The following is a 16,236-nucleotide window of genomic DNA, read 5'->3' as shown; positions in this document are numbered from 1 at the left end:
GGCCCCGAGCGCCGCGCGCGCGGTCGCCGCGGCGCTCATTCGAAGCGGAGGTGGAGGACGGACGACGCGCGCGCCCCCCGGAGCAGGCGAGACGCCCTGCTCACCCTCCGCAGCGCCTGCTCCAGCGCCGGCGTGACCTCGCCCTCGCCGATCGGTCGGAGCCGCGGGTAGCGCGCCACGGCGCCGTCCGCCGCCGGGACCTCCAGGCACGCGCGCAGCCGCGGCGGGGTCCGCAGCGGCGGGTGCGCCTCGTGGTCGACGATGAGCTCGGTCCCCCTGGCGAGGCGCGCGGAGATGCGCGTGAAGAAGGCGTCGACGAGCTCGGGGGGCTGACGCTCCAGGGCGCCCTCGGCGACGAGGAGCGTGGGCACGTCGCCCGCGCCCTGGAGGGAATCCATCCAGCCGGTGCATGCGATGGAGCAGCACCTCGCGATGGCGTGGCGGTCCGACGTCTGCCAGAGGCGGTGCGCGCACTTGAACTCGGCCACGTGCGGCGGATCGAGGTCCACCCAGCGGAGCCTCCCGTTGTCGACGCGCGAGAACCGCGTGCAGAGCCCGGCGTTGAGCGCGATGGCGAGGCCGTCCGGGTTCCGCTCGAAGTAGTGCCGGACGAGCCCGTCGACGACCATGGCGCGCACCGTCGAGGCCCGCAGCGCGCGGTCGTCGAAGCCCGCCGGATCCACGTCGAGCGTGGCCAGCATCGCCTCTGCCCACGGATCGGCGAACCCGAGCTCCGGAAAGCGCGCGCGCGCCTCGGCGCGCCCGACGAGCGAGAGCACGGCGTCCCAGGGGACGGCCACGGAGCTCACGCGCGCTCCTTGCGTCGCGGGAGGCGAGGCCTCGAGGGCGCGCATCCCCGGCGGCGGGCGCGTCACGACAGCACCCCGCCGCCGCCGCGGACGACCTCGGCGACGAGCGCGCGCTCGAGGCGCAGCACCGCCGACGCCTCCGGGAGCCTCGCCGCGAACAGCCCGCCGAGCAGCGCCGCGAGCTTCTCGTAGTCGGGCGCCTGCGCCTTCCAGTTCGCGATCGGATACGCCTCGTAGAGCCCGCGCGTGAGCCGCGACGGTGTCAGCACCGAGACGCGCGCTTCGGGGTGCCAGAGCTGCAGGTGCCAGAAGCCGCGCGTGACGAGGTACTCGAACCTCCGCCCGCCGAAGAGGCGCACCTCCCAGCCCGCGACGACGAGCGCGAGCTCGCGCTCGCGAGGATCGTGCGGCGGCGGAGGCCAGCCCTCGCCGCGCGCGGGCTCCACGCAGCGCGCGGGATCGGACCGGAGCGGGCGATCCAGGGAGAGAGGTGTGCGCGAGCTCACGAGGCCTCTTCCTTGTGCGCGTCGGACCAGGGGGAGGCGGCTCGCGCTGCGCGGCAAGACGGGCTCGGGGCGGGGGGCATTTCTCGGCTCACGTTGGCTCCGTTGTTGATATTGAAAATGATGTTCAATTTCGATACGTGAACACCCAGACGGGGTCAAGAGAAAACGGCGCCGGCGTTGGGGTGCCGATCGCGCGGGGCGGGGTGGGGGCAGGGGCGGGCATGGGGCGCCGCCGGACGGGCGCGAGCGCCCGGGATCGGTGTGGCGTCGCGGCCGTGGGAGCGGGCGCCGGGGCGTGTCGGTCACCCGGAGCGGGCGCAGGCAGGGTCATGGTGCCGAGGTGCCGGTGCTCGCCTCGGTTGCCTCTGATCATGAATCGCGTGTCATCACCCGTATCCGTCCTGGAGGTGAGCGCTGTAATGCTCGCGTCTGACCGTGTGGCGGGCCGTACAAAAGTCCTGGCGGAGGAGCACCGGAGACCGGCCGTGGATAGAATGCGTGCCCGATGAACCCTCTCCGTGCAGTGCGTCTTCTCGCCATGGCCCGGAATTCCCTTGCTGTCCTGCTTTTCGTGTTGCCGGCCGTGAGCGGCGGAGCGGGCTGCGGCGGGGCGGAGTTCACGACGGGGGCCGGAGGCGCGACGGGGGGCGGAGACGGAGCGCAGGCCGGATCAGGCGGTGATCGGAGCGGAGCTGGCCACGGCGAGGGCCATGGTACCGGCGCCGCGACGAGCAGCGGGAGCGTCGCCTGGGGCGGGGCGCCCGGCGCCGGAGCGGCCGAGGGCGGCGTTGTCGGCGTCGTCGACGTGGATCTCCGCGGGGCTAGGATCATCGCTGTCGGCGACACCGGAGAGGGCAACCTGGCGCAGAACCAGGTCGCCGACCGGATGAGCGAGAAGTGCATCGAGGTCGGGGGCTGTCACGCCGTGATCATGAACGGCGACAACTTCTATGATCACGGCGTGGCCGACACCGGCGATGCGCAGTGGGGGCCGAAGTTCGAGCAGCCCTACGACAGACCGGGCCTGAACGGCCTCCCGTTCTACGCGGTGCTCGGCAACCACGATCACGGCCCCAGCAGCAGCGGCGTGCGGCAGGCGCAGATCGATTACTCGCGGCTGCCCGTGGGCGACGGGCCGGGCAAGCGGATGACCGACAAGTGGCACATGCCCTCTTCGTATTACGACGTTCGCATCCGCAATGTCCATCTCTTCGGGATCGATACGGTCGACTTCACCTCTGACGAGCAAGCGGTCGACATGCGCGCGCGGGTCGCCGCCTCGAACGCCCGCTGGAAGATCGTCTTCGGCCATCACCCCCGCTACACGTCGGGAGCTCACTTCTACGACAACGAGCAGATCGGCATGAGCGGGATGTTCGACATGCAGCGGGCGATCTACTGCGGGGCCGACATGTACATGAGCGGCCACGATCACGACCTCGAGCTCATCGACAAGGGGCGCGACGCGCTGTGCCCGAACACGTACTTCGCCATCAGCGGCGCCGGCTCGAAGCTCCGGCCGTCCGGCGCCCCGATCGACGCGCGGCAGCTCTTCTACACGGACCGGGTCGAGGGCTTCGCCTACATGGAGTTCGAGGGCGACACGCTGCTCTTCCAGTTCATCGACAAGGAGGGCGCGGTGCTCTACGTGAAGGCGATCTCCAGGTGAGCGAGCGCCGCAGGTGAGCTGGCGCCGCAGGTGAGCTGGCGCCGCGCCCGGGACCGCCCGGCACGCGCGTCAGCGCCGCCCGGCACGCGCGTCAGCGCCGCCCGGCACGCGCGTCAGCGCCGCCCGAGGTCGTCCGGCGCGCGGGCGCTCGCGTCGTCGTCGGGGCGCCGGCCGAACGAGATCGTGCGCTCGGTGCCCGCGAGCATCCGCCGGATGTTCGGGGTGTGCTTCAGCCAGATGAACGCGCAGAGGAGGAGCGAGAGGCAGAGGACCGGGGCCTGCCGCTCGCCGAGGAGCCAGAGGAAGAGCGGCAGGGCGAGCGCGCCGGCGAGCGAGCCCGCGGAGACCATGCGGGTCGCCCGCACGACGACCGCGAAGACGGCCAGCGTGGCGAGCGTGGACCGTGGCGCCAGCACGAGCAGCACACCGCAGGACGTGGCGACGCCCTTGCCGCCCCGCATCCCGAGGAACACCGTGTAGTCGTGGCCCAGCACCGCGGTGAGGCCGCCCGCCGCCGCGACCCACCCTCCGGGCGCGGCGGCGAGCCACGCCGCGAGGGGCCCGGCGACGAGCGCGCCCTTCGTCATGTCGGCCGCCAGGACGGCGAGGCCGGGCTTCCAGCCGAAGGTGCGCAGGATGTTCGTGGCGCCGATGTTCCCCGAGCCGACGGTCCGGATATCGACCCCTCTGGCGATGCGCGCAAAGAGGTAGCCTGTCGGGATCGCTCCGAGGAGGTAGGCGAGGACCAGGTAGATTGCCGTCATCGAGCGCCTCCGTGCCCGCGAGCACGGTGGATGTAGCATGGGGGCGCGGCCGCGCGACGCGCGACGTGAAGAGCGCGCTGGCGTGCTTCAGGGCCGCGCTCGCGATCGCGACCATGGTACTCTGCGAGCATGGCCAACCGTTCGCCCGCTTCTACCCGGAACGGCCGCGCCCCCAAGATCGCGCTCGTGCTCGCCGGCGGGGCTGCTCGAGGCGCCTACGAGGTCGGCGTCGTGCAGCACATCCTCGAGGAGGTCTCTCGCGACCTCGGCCGCGAGGTGCCGCTCGACATCCTGTGCGGCACCTCGGTCGGCGCCATCAACGTCTGCGGCCTCGCCGCGTTCGCGGACGAGGCGCGGAGCCGCGCCCGCCGCCTCGCCGGGGTGTGGACGCGCCTGCGCATCGACGACCTCGTGCGGCTCGACGTGCGCGGCGTGCTCGCGGTGGGGCACGATCTGCTCCGCGGCGGCGGCGCGGGCGCGCCCGCGAGCGGCGGCCACGCCGCGCTGCTCGACACGTCGGGCCTGGAGCGGCAGATCGCGGACGCCGTGCCCTTCGAGCGGATCGACGAGCACCTCCAGAGAGGGCTCCTGTCGGCGGTGACTGTGTCGACGACGTTGGTGAAGTCCGGCCGCACCGTCGTGTTCGTCCACCGGCGCGAGCCGGGCTTGCCGCCCTGGAGCCACGACCCGACGATCTCCCCGCGCGCCACCGCGCTCCGCGCCCAGCATGCGCTCGCGTCGTCCGCGGTCCCGATCCTGTTCCGCCCGGTGAGCATCGACGGCGAGCTCTACTGCGATGGCGGGCTGCGCCAGAACGTCCCGCTGTCGCCGGCGCGGCGGCTCGGGGCCGACGGGGTGATCGTCGTCAACCCGAAGTACATCGAGCCCGCGTCGTCGACGGCCGAGCGCGAGGCGCCGGGCTTCCCGGGGCCCCTCTTCTTGCTCGGAAAGACGCTGAACGCGCTGATGCTCGACCGGATCGACAACGACCTGGCGCGCCTCGAGAGCATCAACGGGATCCTCGAGGCGGGGCGGCGCCGCTATGGGGAAGGCTTCATCGGCGAGCTCAACGACGAGCTCGGGCTCCCGCCGGGGCGTTCGCTCCGGCCGCTCCGGTCGCTGCTCATCCGCGCCTCCAAGGACATCGGCAGCCTGGCGGCGGAGTTCGTGCGCTCCCCGACGTTCCGCGCGCGGACCACCGGCGTGCTCGGCCGGGTGATGCGGCGCCTGGCCGACGGGGACGAGCAGCGAGAGGCGGACTTCCTGTCCTATCTGCTGTTCGATGGGGAGTTCGCCGGGGCGCTCATCGAGATAGGCCGCGCCGACGCGCGCGCGCGTCACGAGGAGCTGTGCGCGTTCTTCGAGAGGGCGCTGAGCGCCGGGGGGTTCGAGGAGCGGGCGGGGTGAGGGCATCAAAGACCTCATCTATCCTTTATCTATCCTTCCGCGCGCGCCGGAGTTGCGCGGCTCCGAGAAGCGAGATAGCGGAGCTTTTCGAAACGACGCGCTCACGATGGATGGTGGGCCAAGGTCGCGGCGGTGGTAGGGCGTGAGCACGCAGCGGGTGAGTGGCGTGCGCGCCGGGCGGATCGCGCGCTGATCTCGGTGCGATCTCCGGGCGGCGGCCGACGGTGTAGACTCGCGCCGCGAGCATGGCACCTTCGGATCCCTTCGGCTGGGTGGGCGCGACGATCGGCGGCAAATACCGGCTCGACGCCGTCATCGGCGAGGGCGGGTTCGGCGTCGTCTACCGCGGCCATCACCTCGGCCTCGACGCGCCGGTCGCGGTCAAGTGCCTGAAGATGCTCGGAGCCCTGGCCCCGGCCGAGCGCGAGTCGTTCCAGCGGATGCTCCTCAACGAGGGCAGGCTCCTCCACCGCCTCTCGCGGGCGAGCGCCGGGATCGTGCAGGCCCTCGACGCCGGCGCTGCCGTCTCGCCGTCGGGCGAGTGGACGCCCTACCTCGTGCTCGAGTGGCTCGACGGCGCGCCGCTCGACCGCGACATCGCCGAGCGGCGCGCCCGCGGCGAGGCGGCGCGGCCGCTCGCCGAGGCGGTCGCCCTGCTCGCGCCCGCGGCCCACGCGCTCGAGGCCGCGCACGCGCAGGGCGTCGCCCACCGCGACATCAAGCCGGCCAACCTGTTCCTCGCGGAGATCGGCGGCCGGCGCACGATGAAGGTCCTCGACTTCGGCATCGCCAAGGTGCTCAGCGAGCTCTCGAGCATGACGCAGGCGATGGCCGAGACGGGGAGCACGCTCCGCGCCTTCACGGTCCATTACGGCGCGCCGGAGCAGTTCCACCAGCGCTTCGGCGCGACCGGGCCGTGGACCGATGTCTTCGCGCTCGCCCTCGTGCTCATCGAGGTCGCGTCGGGCAACCGCGCCCTCCTCGGGAGCGACGTCACGCAGCTCTACATCGCCGCGACCGATCCGGCGTTCCGCCCGAGCCTGCGCGGCGCGGGCGTGAGCGCGCCCGACGCCGTCGAGGCGGTGGTGCGCCGGGCGGTCGCGGTCGAGCCGCGCGAGCGCTACCGCACGGCGGGCGAGCTCTGGGCGGCGCTCGAGGCGGCGATGGCGGCGTCAGGCTCGCCGGTCCACGCTGCCGCGCCGGCGCCGCGGTCGCCGTCGTCGCCGGCGCTGCCCGCGGCGGGCGCCGCCACGCCGACGCGGGACATCCGCGCGCAGCACGACCCGCGCGCGCGTCCCGTCGCGGGCCCGAGCGTGGTCGCGGCGGCCGACGCCGCGGCGCTGGGCCTGGCGGGGACCGCACGCGCGCCGTTGGCGCTGCATGCCGGCGAGGCGCCAGCCGCCGGGGGGCCGGTCCCGGGCGCCGCGGCGGGCTTCTCGCCAGGCGCAGCCGCGACCGCCGCCCCAGGCGCAGCGGCGTCCTTCGCGCCGGACGCGACCCCAGGCGCGCCGCCCCTCACCACCATGCGCGGCCTTGCCTCGAGCGCGGCGTCCCTGGCCGCACCGCACCCGGGCTCGCCCCCGGCCGCTCCCGCGCCCTCCCCGGCCGCGCCGCGGCGGCGCCTGCTGCTCGCGCTCGGGTCGGCGGCCGCGCTCGCCGCCGCTGCCGGCGCCGGCGCCGTCGCGCTCGTCGAGCTGCGGGCCCCGGCGTCCGCGCTGCCGGCGCGCGCGCACGGCGGCCTCGCCGTGCCGCCGGTGAAGGCGGCGCCCGCGGCCGACATGGTCCGGATCCCCGCGGGCCGGTTCACGATGGGCAGCGCGAAGGGCGGCAAATCCGAGCGGCCGCCGCACGAGGTGACGCTGACCCGCGCGTTCGACCTCGATCGCACCGAGGTGACCGTCGCCGCGTACCAGCGCTGCGTCGAGGCGGGCCGGTGCACGCCGAGCGGCCTGCACGGCCCCCGCGCCACCGACGCGGACATCGAGCAGCGCGGCGCGCTCTGCACCGCGGCGGACACGGCGAAGTCGCAGCACCCGATCTCGTGCGTCGATCAGGCGCAGGCCGCGGCGTACTGCGCCTTCGTCGGCAAGCGGCTCCCGACCGAGGCCGAGTGGGAGTACGCCGCGCGCGGCACCGACGGCCGCGAGTACCCGTGGGGCAACGAGCCGCCGGGGTGCGCGCACGCCATCGTGTCGCGACCCCCAGGGCAGGGCTGCGGCGGGCGCGGAAAGGGCACGCAGGACGTCGGCTCGGCGAAGGCCGGGGCGAGCCCGTCCGGCGCGCTCGACATGGCCGGCAACGTCTGGGAGTGGGTGGCCGACGGCTGGGACCCAGGCGCGTACGCGAAAGGCGCCCGGACTGACCCGGTGGTGCCGGCGACCGGCAGCAAGGGCGTGCTCCGGGGCGGGTCGTGGGACTTCTCGGCGAGCAGCGCCAGGTCGACGTTCCGCCTCGCGTACGACCGTGAGGCAGGCGACGTTTCGACCGGGTTCCGCTGCGCTCGCACCGTGGACTGAGCGCGAGCGCTCGGGGAGGGGAGGGCTCGCCAGGCTGGCGCCAGGGCCAGCACACGCGTGCAGCGGCTCAGCCGGCCACGCGAGCAGGTTCCTTCCAGCCGCGCCGGGGATAGGATATCTGTTTGACCTTGATCGACGATCGAACGCAGGTTCACACGGCTGGCTGTCAGGTAGGATATCAAGGAAAAGTGTAGTCGCTCGACCCCGCGCGCGAGATCGGATCCGGACGAGCGCATCGCCGGCGTGCAGGCCGCCGGCGACGCCGATACCGCGCCTGGACTCAGCGACAGAGCATCGAGCTCTGCCGATCAACCCCGCTGAGCGCATAGGAGCCCATGCAAGAATCCGAGAATGTGGTCTCTTTCGAGGAGCGCCGGATGCAGCGCGTCATCAACGCGGTCGCGCTCGCGTCCACGGGAGAGATCGAGCTCGCCCTGCAGCACCTGGAGAATGTCGAGGAAGACGCCTTCGGGATGGTCGAGGAGGCGCTGCGCATCTTTCTCTCCGAGCTCTCCGCGACCACGCAGCAGAACACGCAGGCGCTCGGCGCGCTCGCCGCCTCCAAGCGCGAGCTCGAGAGCCAGCTGGAGACGATCCAGCGCCAGGAGCGCGCGATCCGGGAGCTCTCGGTGCCGATCATCGACATCTGGCACGGCATCCTCACGCTCCCGCTCGTCGGGCTGTTCGACTCGGTGCGGGCCGTCGAGGTGACCGAGCGGCTGCTCGCGCGCGTGGCGGACGACAGCGACGTCGAGTGGGTGATCCTCGACCTCACCGGCGTGACGGTCGTCGATACGATGACCGCGCAGCACCTCATCAAGCTGGCCCAGGCGGTGCAACTCCTCGGCGCGCGCTGCATCCTCACCGGGCTGGGCGGCCACGTCGCGGGGACGCTCGTCACGATCGGCGTCTCGCTCGACGAGCTGAGCCCGATGCGCAGCCTCCGCGAGGGGCTCAGCTTCTGCCTGGCGCAACGCAAGACGTACAACCTCGCCGAGGCGATCCGCCGGAGCGCGGCGCTGGCCGCGGCATCGGACGAGGCAGAGACCTGAGCCCTGGCGACGCGCGGAGGCCGGAGATCGCCGCATCAGCTCGCCAGCTCGCCAGCTCATCAGCTCGCCGGCCGTGAGGCCTCGTCTTTGCGGAATTTCGCCGATATGCCAAGGCATTAGGCACCCTCGCATGAAGAACGCGACGATCCCTGCTCGCTTCCAGGACACCGCGGACGCCCGCCGTCGCTTCGGCGACCAGCTCGATCGTCTCGCGCCCTTCCTGCTCCGCGTCGATCCCGTCGCGGACGCTGTCGTGGAGGCGTTCGCGTCGATGCCCTCGGGCCAGGGCTTCCGCCTCCTCGAGGCCGCCCTGGCGCGCGGCGTGGACGGCGACGACGGCGCGCTGGCCCAGGCGCCCGCCGAGCTGCGCGCGCTCTTCGCGGTGGTCGATCACGTGCCCCTCTGGGTCGACTGGGAGGCGGTCAACCGCGGTGGGACGACGTTCCTGCGCACGGGCATGCTCGGCGGCATCCTGCTCGCGATGCAGTCGCTCATCCTCGGGTACGCCTCGCCCGGCGGGAACAAGCCGCTCGTCTTCTCGGGGAGGCTCCGCGAGCAGGCCCCGCGCCGCCTCGGCGAGACAAGCCGGTTCGTGCACGCCGTGAGCCAGGCGAACGGCATGCGCCGCTCCGGCGAGGGCTTCGCGATCACCGTCAAGGTGCGCATCATGCACGCCCAGGTGCGGCGCCTCGTCCGCGCGAGCGGCCGTTGGCAGACGGCGCTCTGGGGCGAGCCGGTCAACCAGCACGACATGGTCGCGACCGCGCTGCTCTTCTCCGTCGCGGTGCTCGACGGCTTCGACAAGCTCGGCTACCACATCCCGCTCGCCCAGAAAGAGGACGTCGTCCACCTCTGGCGCTACGTCGCCCACGTCATCGGCGTCGAGCAGGAGCTCATCCCCGGGTCGTACGCGGAGGCGAGGCGCCTGGCCGAGATGATCTTCGCGACGCAGGGCGCCCCGGACAACGACTCGCGCCTGCTCGTGGAAGCGCTGATCTCCAGCGGCATCGGCAGCGCGTGGAGCGAGAGCCAGCGCCGGCGCGCCGAGCAGCTCAGGTCGATCTTCTGCACCATCTCCCGCGCCGTGCTGGGCGAGGAGCTCGCCGAGCAGCTCGGCGTGCCGAGGCAGAGCTCGATCCTCGCCGTCCCGCTGCTCCGCGCCGTCGCCGTGGCCTCGAGCCGCGCGCACGCGATGACGTCCTTGCAGGACTTCGCGCTCGATCTCGGCGACCGCTACTGGCAGCGCTCCATCGCCATCGCCCTGGGCGGCCACCCGGCCGACTTCGCCCCTCCGGAGCGCTTCGTCGGGCGCCAGACGTGAGCGACGTGAGCGCGCGACAGCCGCGCGGCCAGCGCGCCGCGGGCGGATCGCGTTAGGCCCATCCCGGCAGCGCGCCAGGCGGTCGGGGTTGAACCCCGCTCCGGTTCTGCGGTACGAGCCCCGGTCATGGAGATCATCCCTTACGGCGGCTGGAAGCGCGCTGCGCGTCTCGTCTGCGGCGATACGGAGCTCGTGGTCACGCTCGACATCGGCCCGCGGATCATCCGGTACGGCGTCATCGGCGGTCCGAACGAGCTCTCCGAGATCCCCGAGGACCTCGGCGCGACCGGCGGGACCAAGTACAGGTTCTATGGCGGCCACCGGCTCTGGATCGGCCCGGAGGATGAGCAGAAGACGCTCCAGCCCGACAACGAGCCGGTCGAGCACCGCGAGGAGAACGGCGCGCACGTGTTCCGGCCCGCGCCGGACAGGTACGGGATGCAGAAGGAGATCCGCATCACGGCGGACGCCGCGGCGGGCAGGTTCGTCATCGATCACGCGATCGAGAACCACGGCGCCTACGCCGTCGAGTTCACGCCGTGGGCGCTCTCCGTGATGGCGGGCGGCGGCGAGTGCCTGTTCCCGCACGCGCCCTTCGTCCCGCACCCCGAGGGCCTCTTGCCCGCGCGGCCGCTCGTGCTGTGGCCGTACGTCGACATGAGCGATCCCCGGTGGACCTGGGGCAAGCGGGTGATCCGCCTGCGGCAGGTGGCCGGCAAGGACCCGCAGAAGGTGGGAATGCTGGTGAGCCAGGGCTACGCGGCGTACGCGAACCATGGGAACGTGTTCCTGAAGCGGTTCCCGTTCGTCGAGGGCGCCACTTACCCGGACATGGGGGTCAACTTCGAGACGTTCACGAACGCGGACATGCTCGAGGTGGAGTCGCTCGGGCCGCTCCAGCGCGTGGAGCCCGGCGCCCGCGCGCAGCACCGGGAGGCGTGGTACCTCCTCCAGGGCGAGCAGCCGCCGGCCGACGACGGCGCGTGCGCGGCGTGGCTCGAGTCGATCGCGGCCCAGCGGCCGCTGTGAACCGCCGATCCTGAACACGCCACGGTCGGGCACGCGCCGCGCGCGTGGGGCAGTAGTTAGGCTGGTGCCGTGTCGATCGAGACCGCGGTCAGCGACGCGAGATCTCCACGCGCCGCCCGTCCCTGCGCGCCACGACGGCCGCGACGATCACGAGGCCCGCGACCCAGCCGAACGAGCCCCGGGCGCCGCCGCCGACGACCCGACACCCGCAGCTCTCCTCCTCGCCGCCGTCCGTGCCGCCGTCATCGGCTCCACCCGCGCCTCCGCTTCCGTCAGCGCCTCCACCGGCGCCTCCGCTCCCGCTCGCGCCTCCGCTTCCGCCGGCGCCTCCGCCGCTGGCGCCGCTCGCGCCTCCACTCCCGCCGGCGCCGCCGCTCGCGCCGCTGCCGCCCGAGCCTCCCTCGCCGCCGACCTCGTAGGCGCCGATGTCGATCGTGCCGACCGTCGTGCGCCCCGTGGAACCGGCCGGGTGCACGTAATGAAACTCGGGGGTTAAATCGATCCCGCCGCCCATCCCCGGCGCCTCGCCCTCGTCGATGCAGGGCGAGCCGTCCTGCAGCCGGTAGTCGAAGGCGGCCTGGTCGACGAACATCGGATCCCCCTGGAAGCTCGTCCCGAGGCTCGCGTTGCCCTGGTTCGTCAGGGTTCCCGGCCCAGCGAAGATGTTGTTCCGGACGACCGCGGGGACCGCGCTCGAGCTGATGTTGAGGAAGGTGCCGCCGTTCGGGCGCTCATTGACGAACGTGTTGTTCACGACGAAGAGCTCGGTGTTCGCGTTCGCCCCGTTCGACTCGAGGCGATAGGCCACGATCGAGCCGTTGCCGGTGTCCGGCCCCTGCTGGACGAGGTTGCCGATGATGAACGTCAGGCCGCCGCTCGGGACGTCGATCTCGTAGCTGCCCGTCCCGTCCTCCTGCGTGAGGCGGTTGTAGAGCACGTGGTTCTCGAGCGCGCGCGTCTTCAGCAGGTGGCCGACGTTCGAGGCGTGCGAGTAGTTGTGCTGGAAGATCAGCCTGGCGACGTGGTTGATGTAGAGGTTGTGCGACTGGCCGTCGCCCGCGCCGTTCCTCGCGAACTCGGAGCGCTCGATGAGGATCGTGCTCGCCGCGTTGTCGCCCGCGAGGATGCCGTTCTCGTTGTCGTGGAAGAAGCAGCCGCGGACCGTGAGGTTCGCGCCCTCCTGCCGGATGCCCGCGCCGTTCTGATCCGGGACCGCGGCGCCCGTGAGCTCGATGTCCTCGACGACCGTGTCGTTCCCGGCGATGACCCAGATCGCCTTGCCGCCCGAGCTCTTCCCCGCCGCGTCGATCTTCGCGAGCCCACCGACGCCCCGCAACGTGAGCCCGTTCTTCGACCAGCCGCAGACATCGCCGGCGTAGTCGCCGGCCGCGTCGATCTCGATCGTGTCGTCGTCGCTCGCCGCCGCGATCGCCTGGCAGGGCGTCGCGTGCGTCTTCCCCGGGCCCACGGTCAACGTCGCCGCCGCCGCCGTCGCCGCCGCGAGCGCGCACGGCGCAGCGACGAGAACCGCCAAAAGCTCCCTCGAACCTCTCCGCGTCATCCTCACCAAGACCTCCTGGTCACACGCCGTCCGCCGCGAGCGCGTGTTGCTCAGGCCGCCCGCTGGCCCGCCGCGGGGCGACACATCCTCGCGCAGTTCGGCGCCGAGACCAACCGTGGTCGACCAGGCCTACCGTCGCTCGGACGCGCGCCACGCGGCGTTGCACCAGCGACCTCCACGCAGCGCTGCCTCGGCGCACCCAAGGTCCCGCCCTCACTCCGCAGCCTGCGGGGCGGCGGACCGTCATTCGCTCGACTTCGCCGGGCGCGGATACTGTGCCGATGCCGACCGGGTCGAGCAGCGCGACCGAGGCGACGCGCCGCGAGCCGCGCAGCGCCATCCTCGGCTCAGCGCCGGGCGGCGATCTTCACGTCGCCGAACATCACGCTCCGGGTCAGCGGCCGCGCCAGGAAGTCGTGCGGAAAGCCGAGCTCGACGGCGCTGGCCTTGTCGAGCCGGGCGCGCTGGCCGTCCGTCAGCCGCACGTCGAGGGCGCCCAGGTTGTCCTCGAGCTGCTCCAGGGTCCGCGCGCCCATGATCGGCGCCGTCACGGCCGGGTGGAGCAGCGTCCACGCGAGCGCGACCTGCGCGGGCGTCTTGCCGCTCTCGGCCGCGACCGCCTTCACCACCTCGGCGATGTCGAGGCCCCGCGCCGTCAGCGAGCCGTTGGCGGCAGCGATGTTCTTGCGCGTGCCGATGGCGTCCGACGAGCCGCCGCCCGCGTCCAGGTCGGCCTTCGTGTACTTCCCGGTGAGCACGCCGCTGGCCAGCGGCGACCACGGGATGACCCCGAGGCCCATCTCCTGGGCCATCGGGATGAGCTCCCGCTCGACGGTCCGCTCGATGAGGCTGTACTCGATCTGCAGCGCGACGAGCGGCGCCCACCCGCGCAGGTCCGCGATGGCTTGCATCCGGGAGACCTGCCAGGCCGGCGTGTCGGAGATCGCGACATAGAGCACCTTGCCCGCTCGGACGAGATCGTCCATCGCGCGCAGGATCTCCTCCACGGGCGCGGTCCCGTCCCAGGCGTGCAGGTAGAGGATATCGATGTAATCGGTCCTGAGCCGCCCGAGGCTCGCCTCGACCGAGCGCACCATGCTCTTGCGGTGGTTGCCGCCCGAGTTCGGGTCTCCGGGCCGCATGCTGAGCGTGTACTTGGTGGCCAGCACGAGGCGCTCGCGCCTGTCGCCGGCGAGCTCGCCGACCAGCCGCTCCGAGGTGCCGTTCGTGTACTTGTTGGCCGTGTCGATGAAGTTCCCGCCGCGGTCGAGGTAGACATCGAAGATGCGCTTTGCCTCGTCGCGGTCGCTGCCCCACCCCCAGTCGGCGCCGAACGTCATCGCGCCGAGGGCGAGCGGCGAGACGCGCAGGCCCGAGCGACCCAGCAGCCGGTAGGTGTCGAGAGAGAGTGCGTTGGTCATGGTTGGCTCCATAGGTCCCGGCAGGTGCGTCAGGTGCCCTGCCTCGACCCGGACCTTAAGGCGCTGGCGCTCCTCGAAGAATCCGACATGATCGAATCAGCCTGTTTAGCCAGGGGTACACAATGCGCGGGAGAGATTTCGCCGACCTGAAGGCGTTCGCGGCCATCGTGGAGCACGGGAGCTTCGCCCGCGCGGCGGCGCACCTGCGCGTCTCGCCGTCGGCCCTGAGCCAGACCATCCGGGGGCTGGAGGAGCGGCTCGGCGCGCGCCTGCTGAACCGCACCACGCGCAGCGTCGCGCCGAGCGAGGCGGGGGCGCGGCTGCTCTCCCGGCTGGCCCCGGCGCTGACCGAGCTGGAGGCGGCGGTCGCCGACGTGAAGACGCTGGGGGACAGGCCTGCTGGCGTGCTCCGGATCAACACGGCGCGGATCGCCGCGCTCTGGGCCCTCGCCCCGCTGTTCGGCCGGTTCCTCGAGGCGCACCCGGACATCGTGCTGGACGTGGTGGTCGAGGACGCGATCGCCGACATCGTCGCGCGCCGCTTCGACGCCGGCGTCCGGCTGGGCGAGCGCCTCGAGAAGGACATGGTGGCCGTGAAGCTGAGCGGCGATCTGTCGCTGATGGCGGTGGCGTCGCCGGGCTACCTGGCGCGCCACGGCGTCCCCGCGACCCCGCGCGACCTGCACCGGCACCGCTGCATCAACATGCGCTGGCCGACGGACGGCAGCCTGTATCGATGGGAGTTCGAGAAGGGGAAGCAGGCGCTGGAGGTCGCGGTCGACGGCCCGCTCATCGTCAACGACGTGGACCTGGCGCTGCGCGCGGCGGTGGACGGCGTGGGCATCGCCTACGTGCTCGACGAGCTGGCGAGGCCGCTGGTCGAGGCCGGCAAGCTGACACAGGTCCTTTCGTCCTGGTCGCCGTCGTTCCCCGGCTTCTACCTGTATTACCCCAGCCGCCGGCAGACGCCCCCCGCGCTGCGGGCCTTCATCGACTTCCTGCGCCGCGCTGGCCCGCCGAAGGCGAGGGCGCGGCGCGCCCGTCCCGCCGTCGGATCGAAGGGGTAGAAGGACACAGGCCGCCAGGGTGCGAAGCGGTCATTGCTCGCGACCTGCCCATCCCATTCAAGCACAGCACTCCGCGAGTCGGCCATCCCGCTCCGGGCCCGGGCTCGACACCGTCCAGATCGAGGATGTCACGGCGTCTTCCCCCACGAAATTAGCGATTTTACGATCGCCTTGAACGAGCTGGCCTCGACGGCGAGGGAACCTGGCGCCTCCCCCGAGGGAACCGGCACCAGGGGTCCGCGCGGCGGTGGACCGCGCCGGCGTGGCGGTGGTAGGAGAAGATATGGTGAAGAGGCGCGCAGCATGGATGTGGGCGGCGTGGACGCTCACAGCCGGCGGGTGCACCACGCTCGTAGGGCTGGAGGACACCTACCACCCGGTGGAGGGAGCGGGTGGCGCGACGAGCGGTAACTCGTCGGCCTCGGCCACGGGCGGCGCGGGGGCGGGCGGGGGCGAGCTGGCCGTCCCCACGGACGTCGAGCTGATCGACGACATGGAAGACGGCGACGCCGCCATCGGGGAGGCGGGCGGCAGGGCCGGCTACTGGCACAGCTACAATGATGGGACGGGCACGCAGACTCCCCCGGCCTATCCGGAAGATATGCCCGGCGAGTTCACGCCGGAGGCGCTCACTCCGCCGCGCGGCCAGAGCACGATGGCGGTGCACACGTTCGGGTCCGGCTTCACGGAGTGGGGCGCCGGGGTCCGCTTCGCGCTGAACCGCCCCGACACGGTCCCGCTCGCCTACGACGCGTCGGCGTACACCGGTATCGTGTTCTGGGCCAAGCTCGGCGACGCGGGCGCGGTGACGACCATGAGGGTCGACATCTCGGACGAGGTCTCGGAGCCCGCGGGCGGGATCTGCGATGAATCGGCGGTAGAGGGCGACGCCAATCGCTGCTTCGACCACTGGTACTACACCGCGCGCCTCGGCACGGAGTGGGCCCCGGTCGTGATCCCCTTCGAGGAGCTCGCGCGCGAAGGCTGGGGGGCCGAGCCCACCGCCCAGGCCATCGACGTCGCAGGGCTCTATGCGTTCGGGTTCCGGTTCGCGAAGGGCGAGGAATTCGACGTCTACATCGACGATATCGGCTTCTACGAGTGACCGCCTGAG

General features: G+C 72.4%; 13 protein-coding genes. 8 read left to right on the top strand and 5 right to left on the bottom strand.

From position 1 onward, the window contains the following. Positions 1–35: 35 nt before the first annotated feature. Positions 36–809: a class I SAM-dependent methyltransferase gene (locus WME89_RS35695; RefSeq protein WP_438004113.1), complete on the bottom strand. Its 774-nt coding sequence runs from the start codon at positions 807–809 to the stop codon at positions 36–38. 62 nt (positions 810–871) lie between these two features. Then, complete coding sequence (locus WME89_RS35690; protein WP_438004112.1) at positions 872–1,315, bottom strand: hypothetical protein; 444 nt, start codon at positions 1,313–1,315, stop codon at positions 872–874. 583 nt (positions 1,316–1,898) lie between these two features. On the opposite strand from WME89_RS35690, the gene WME89_RS35685 reads away from it, so the two are divergent. Beyond that, complete coding sequence (locus WME89_RS35685; protein ID WP_438004111.1) at positions 1,899–2,984, top strand: metallophosphoesterase; 1,086 nt, start codon at positions 1,899–1,901, stop codon at positions 2,982–2,984. A gap of 113 nt (positions 2,985–3,097) precedes the next feature. Here WME89_RS35685 and plsY read toward each other — a convergent pair whose 3' ends face one another. Continuing rightward, on the bottom strand, positions 3,098–3,748 hold the full coding sequence (plsY, locus tag WME89_RS35680) for a glycerol-3-phosphate 1-O-acyltransferase PlsY (RefSeq protein ID WP_438004110.1): 651 nt from the start codon (positions 3,746–3,748) through the stop codon (positions 3,098–3,100). A gap of 129 nt (positions 3,749–3,877) precedes the next feature. Here plsY and WME89_RS35675 point away from each other — a divergent pair, with 129 nt between their 5' ends. From WME89_RS35675 to WME89_RS35655, 5 genes are all read left to right on the top strand, one after another. Then, on the top strand, positions 3,878–5,155 hold the full coding sequence (locus WME89_RS35675) for a patatin-like phospholipase family protein (RefSeq protein WP_438004109.1): 1,278 nt from the start codon (positions 3,878–3,880) through the stop codon (positions 5,153–5,155). A gap of 245 nt (positions 5,156–5,400) precedes the next feature. Continuing rightward, the gene (locus WME89_RS35670) at positions 5,401–7,671 is read left to right on the top strand and encodes an SUMF1/EgtB/PvdO family nonheme iron enzyme (protein ID WP_438004108.1); all 2,271 of its coding nucleotides are present in this window, start codon (positions 5,401–5,403) and stop codon (positions 7,669–7,671) included. A gap of 335 nt (positions 7,672–8,006) precedes the next feature. Beyond that, the gene (locus tag WME89_RS35665) at positions 8,007–8,723 is read left to right on the top strand and encodes an STAS domain-containing protein (RefSeq protein ID WP_438004107.1); all 717 of its coding nucleotides are present in this window, start codon (positions 8,007–8,009) and stop codon (positions 8,721–8,723) included. Positions 8,724–8,853: 130 nt separating this feature from the next. Beyond that, entirely contained in the window at positions 8,854–10,044 is a 1,191-nt protein-coding gene (locus WME89_RS35660; protein ID WP_438004106.1) for an oxygenase MpaB family protein, read from the top strand. 126 nt (positions 10,045–10,170) lie between these two features. Continuing rightward, positions 10,171–11,073: a hypothetical protein gene (locus WME89_RS35655; RefSeq protein WP_438004105.1), complete on the top strand. Its 903-nt coding sequence runs from the start codon at positions 10,171–10,173 to the stop codon at positions 11,071–11,073. Between the two features lie 88 nt (positions 11,074–11,161). Here the strand turns inward: WME89_RS35655 and WME89_RS35650 are convergent, their stop codons facing one another. Then, positions 11,162–12,607: a right-handed parallel beta-helix repeat-containing protein gene (locus WME89_RS35650; protein ID WP_438004104.1), complete on the bottom strand. Its 1,446-nt coding sequence runs from the start codon at positions 12,605–12,607 to the stop codon at positions 11,162–11,164. 374 nt (positions 12,608–12,981) lie between these two features. Beyond that, positions 12,982–14,055, bottom strand: coding sequence for an aldo/keto reductase (locus WME89_RS35645; protein ID WP_438004103.1), 1,074 nt, complete (start codon positions 14,053–14,055; stop codon positions 12,982–12,984). 122 nt (positions 14,056–14,177) lie between these two features. On the opposite strand from WME89_RS35645, the gene WME89_RS35640 reads away from it, so the two are divergent. Both WME89_RS35640 and WME89_RS35635 read left to right on the top strand, forming a co-directional pair. Next, positions 14,178–15,122 carry a LysR family transcriptional regulator gene (locus WME89_RS35640; protein WP_438004102.1) on the top strand — a complete coding sequence of 315 codons (945 nt, stop codon included), beginning with the start codon at positions 14,178–14,180 and terminating at the stop codon, positions 15,120–15,122. A 283-nt stretch (positions 15,123–15,405) separates the two neighbouring features. Beyond that, positions 15,406–16,227 (top strand): hypothetical protein, encoded by an 822-nt coding sequence (locus WME89_RS35635; protein ID WP_438004101.1) that lies wholly within the window; start codon positions 15,406–15,408, stop codon positions 16,225–16,227. Positions 16,228–16,236 lie beyond the last annotated feature (9 nt).

It is taken from the genome of Sorangium sp. So ce321 (assembly GCF_051530195.1).
GTDB lineage: Bacteria > Myxococcota_A > Polyangia > Polyangiales > Polyangiaceae > Sorangium.
This window is presented reverse-complemented; position numbering and strand designations above follow the sequence as displayed.

Excerpts from the sequence above, each read along its gene's own strand:
- plsY (WP_438004110.1), bottom strand. The coding sequence starts at position 3,748 with ATGACGGCAATCTACCTGGTCCTCGCCTACCTCCTCGGAGCGATCCCG.
- WME89_RS35675 (WP_438004109.1), top strand. The coding sequence starts at position 3,878 with ATGGCCAACCGTTCGCCCGCTTCTACCCGGAACGGCCGCGCCCCCAAG.
- WME89_RS35670 (WP_438004108.1), top strand. The coding sequence starts at position 5,401 with ATGGCACCTTCGGATCCCTTCGGCTGGGTGGGCGCGACGATCGGCGGC.
- WME89_RS35665 (WP_438004107.1), top strand. The coding sequence starts at position 8,007 with ATGCAAGAATCCGAGAATGTGGTCTCTTTCGAGGAGCGCCGGATGCAG.
- WME89_RS35660 (WP_438004106.1), top strand. The coding sequence starts at position 8,854 with ATGAAGAACGCGACGATCCCTGCTCGCTTCCAGGACACCGCGGACGCC.
- WME89_RS35655 (WP_438004105.1), top strand. The coding sequence starts at position 10,171 with ATGGAGATCATCCCTTACGGCGGCTGGAAGCGCGCTGCGCGTCTCGTC.
- WME89_RS35645 (WP_438004103.1), bottom strand. The coding sequence starts at position 14,055 with ATGACCAACGCACTCTCTCTCGACACCTACCGGCTGCTGGGTCGCTCG.
- WME89_RS35640 (WP_438004102.1), top strand. The coding sequence starts at position 14,178 with ATGCGCGGGAGAGATTTCGCCGACCTGAAGGCGTTCGCGGCCATCGTG.
- WME89_RS35635 (WP_438004101.1), top strand. The coding sequence starts at position 15,406 with ATGGTGAAGAGGCGCGCAGCATGGATGTGGGCGGCGTGGACGCTCACA.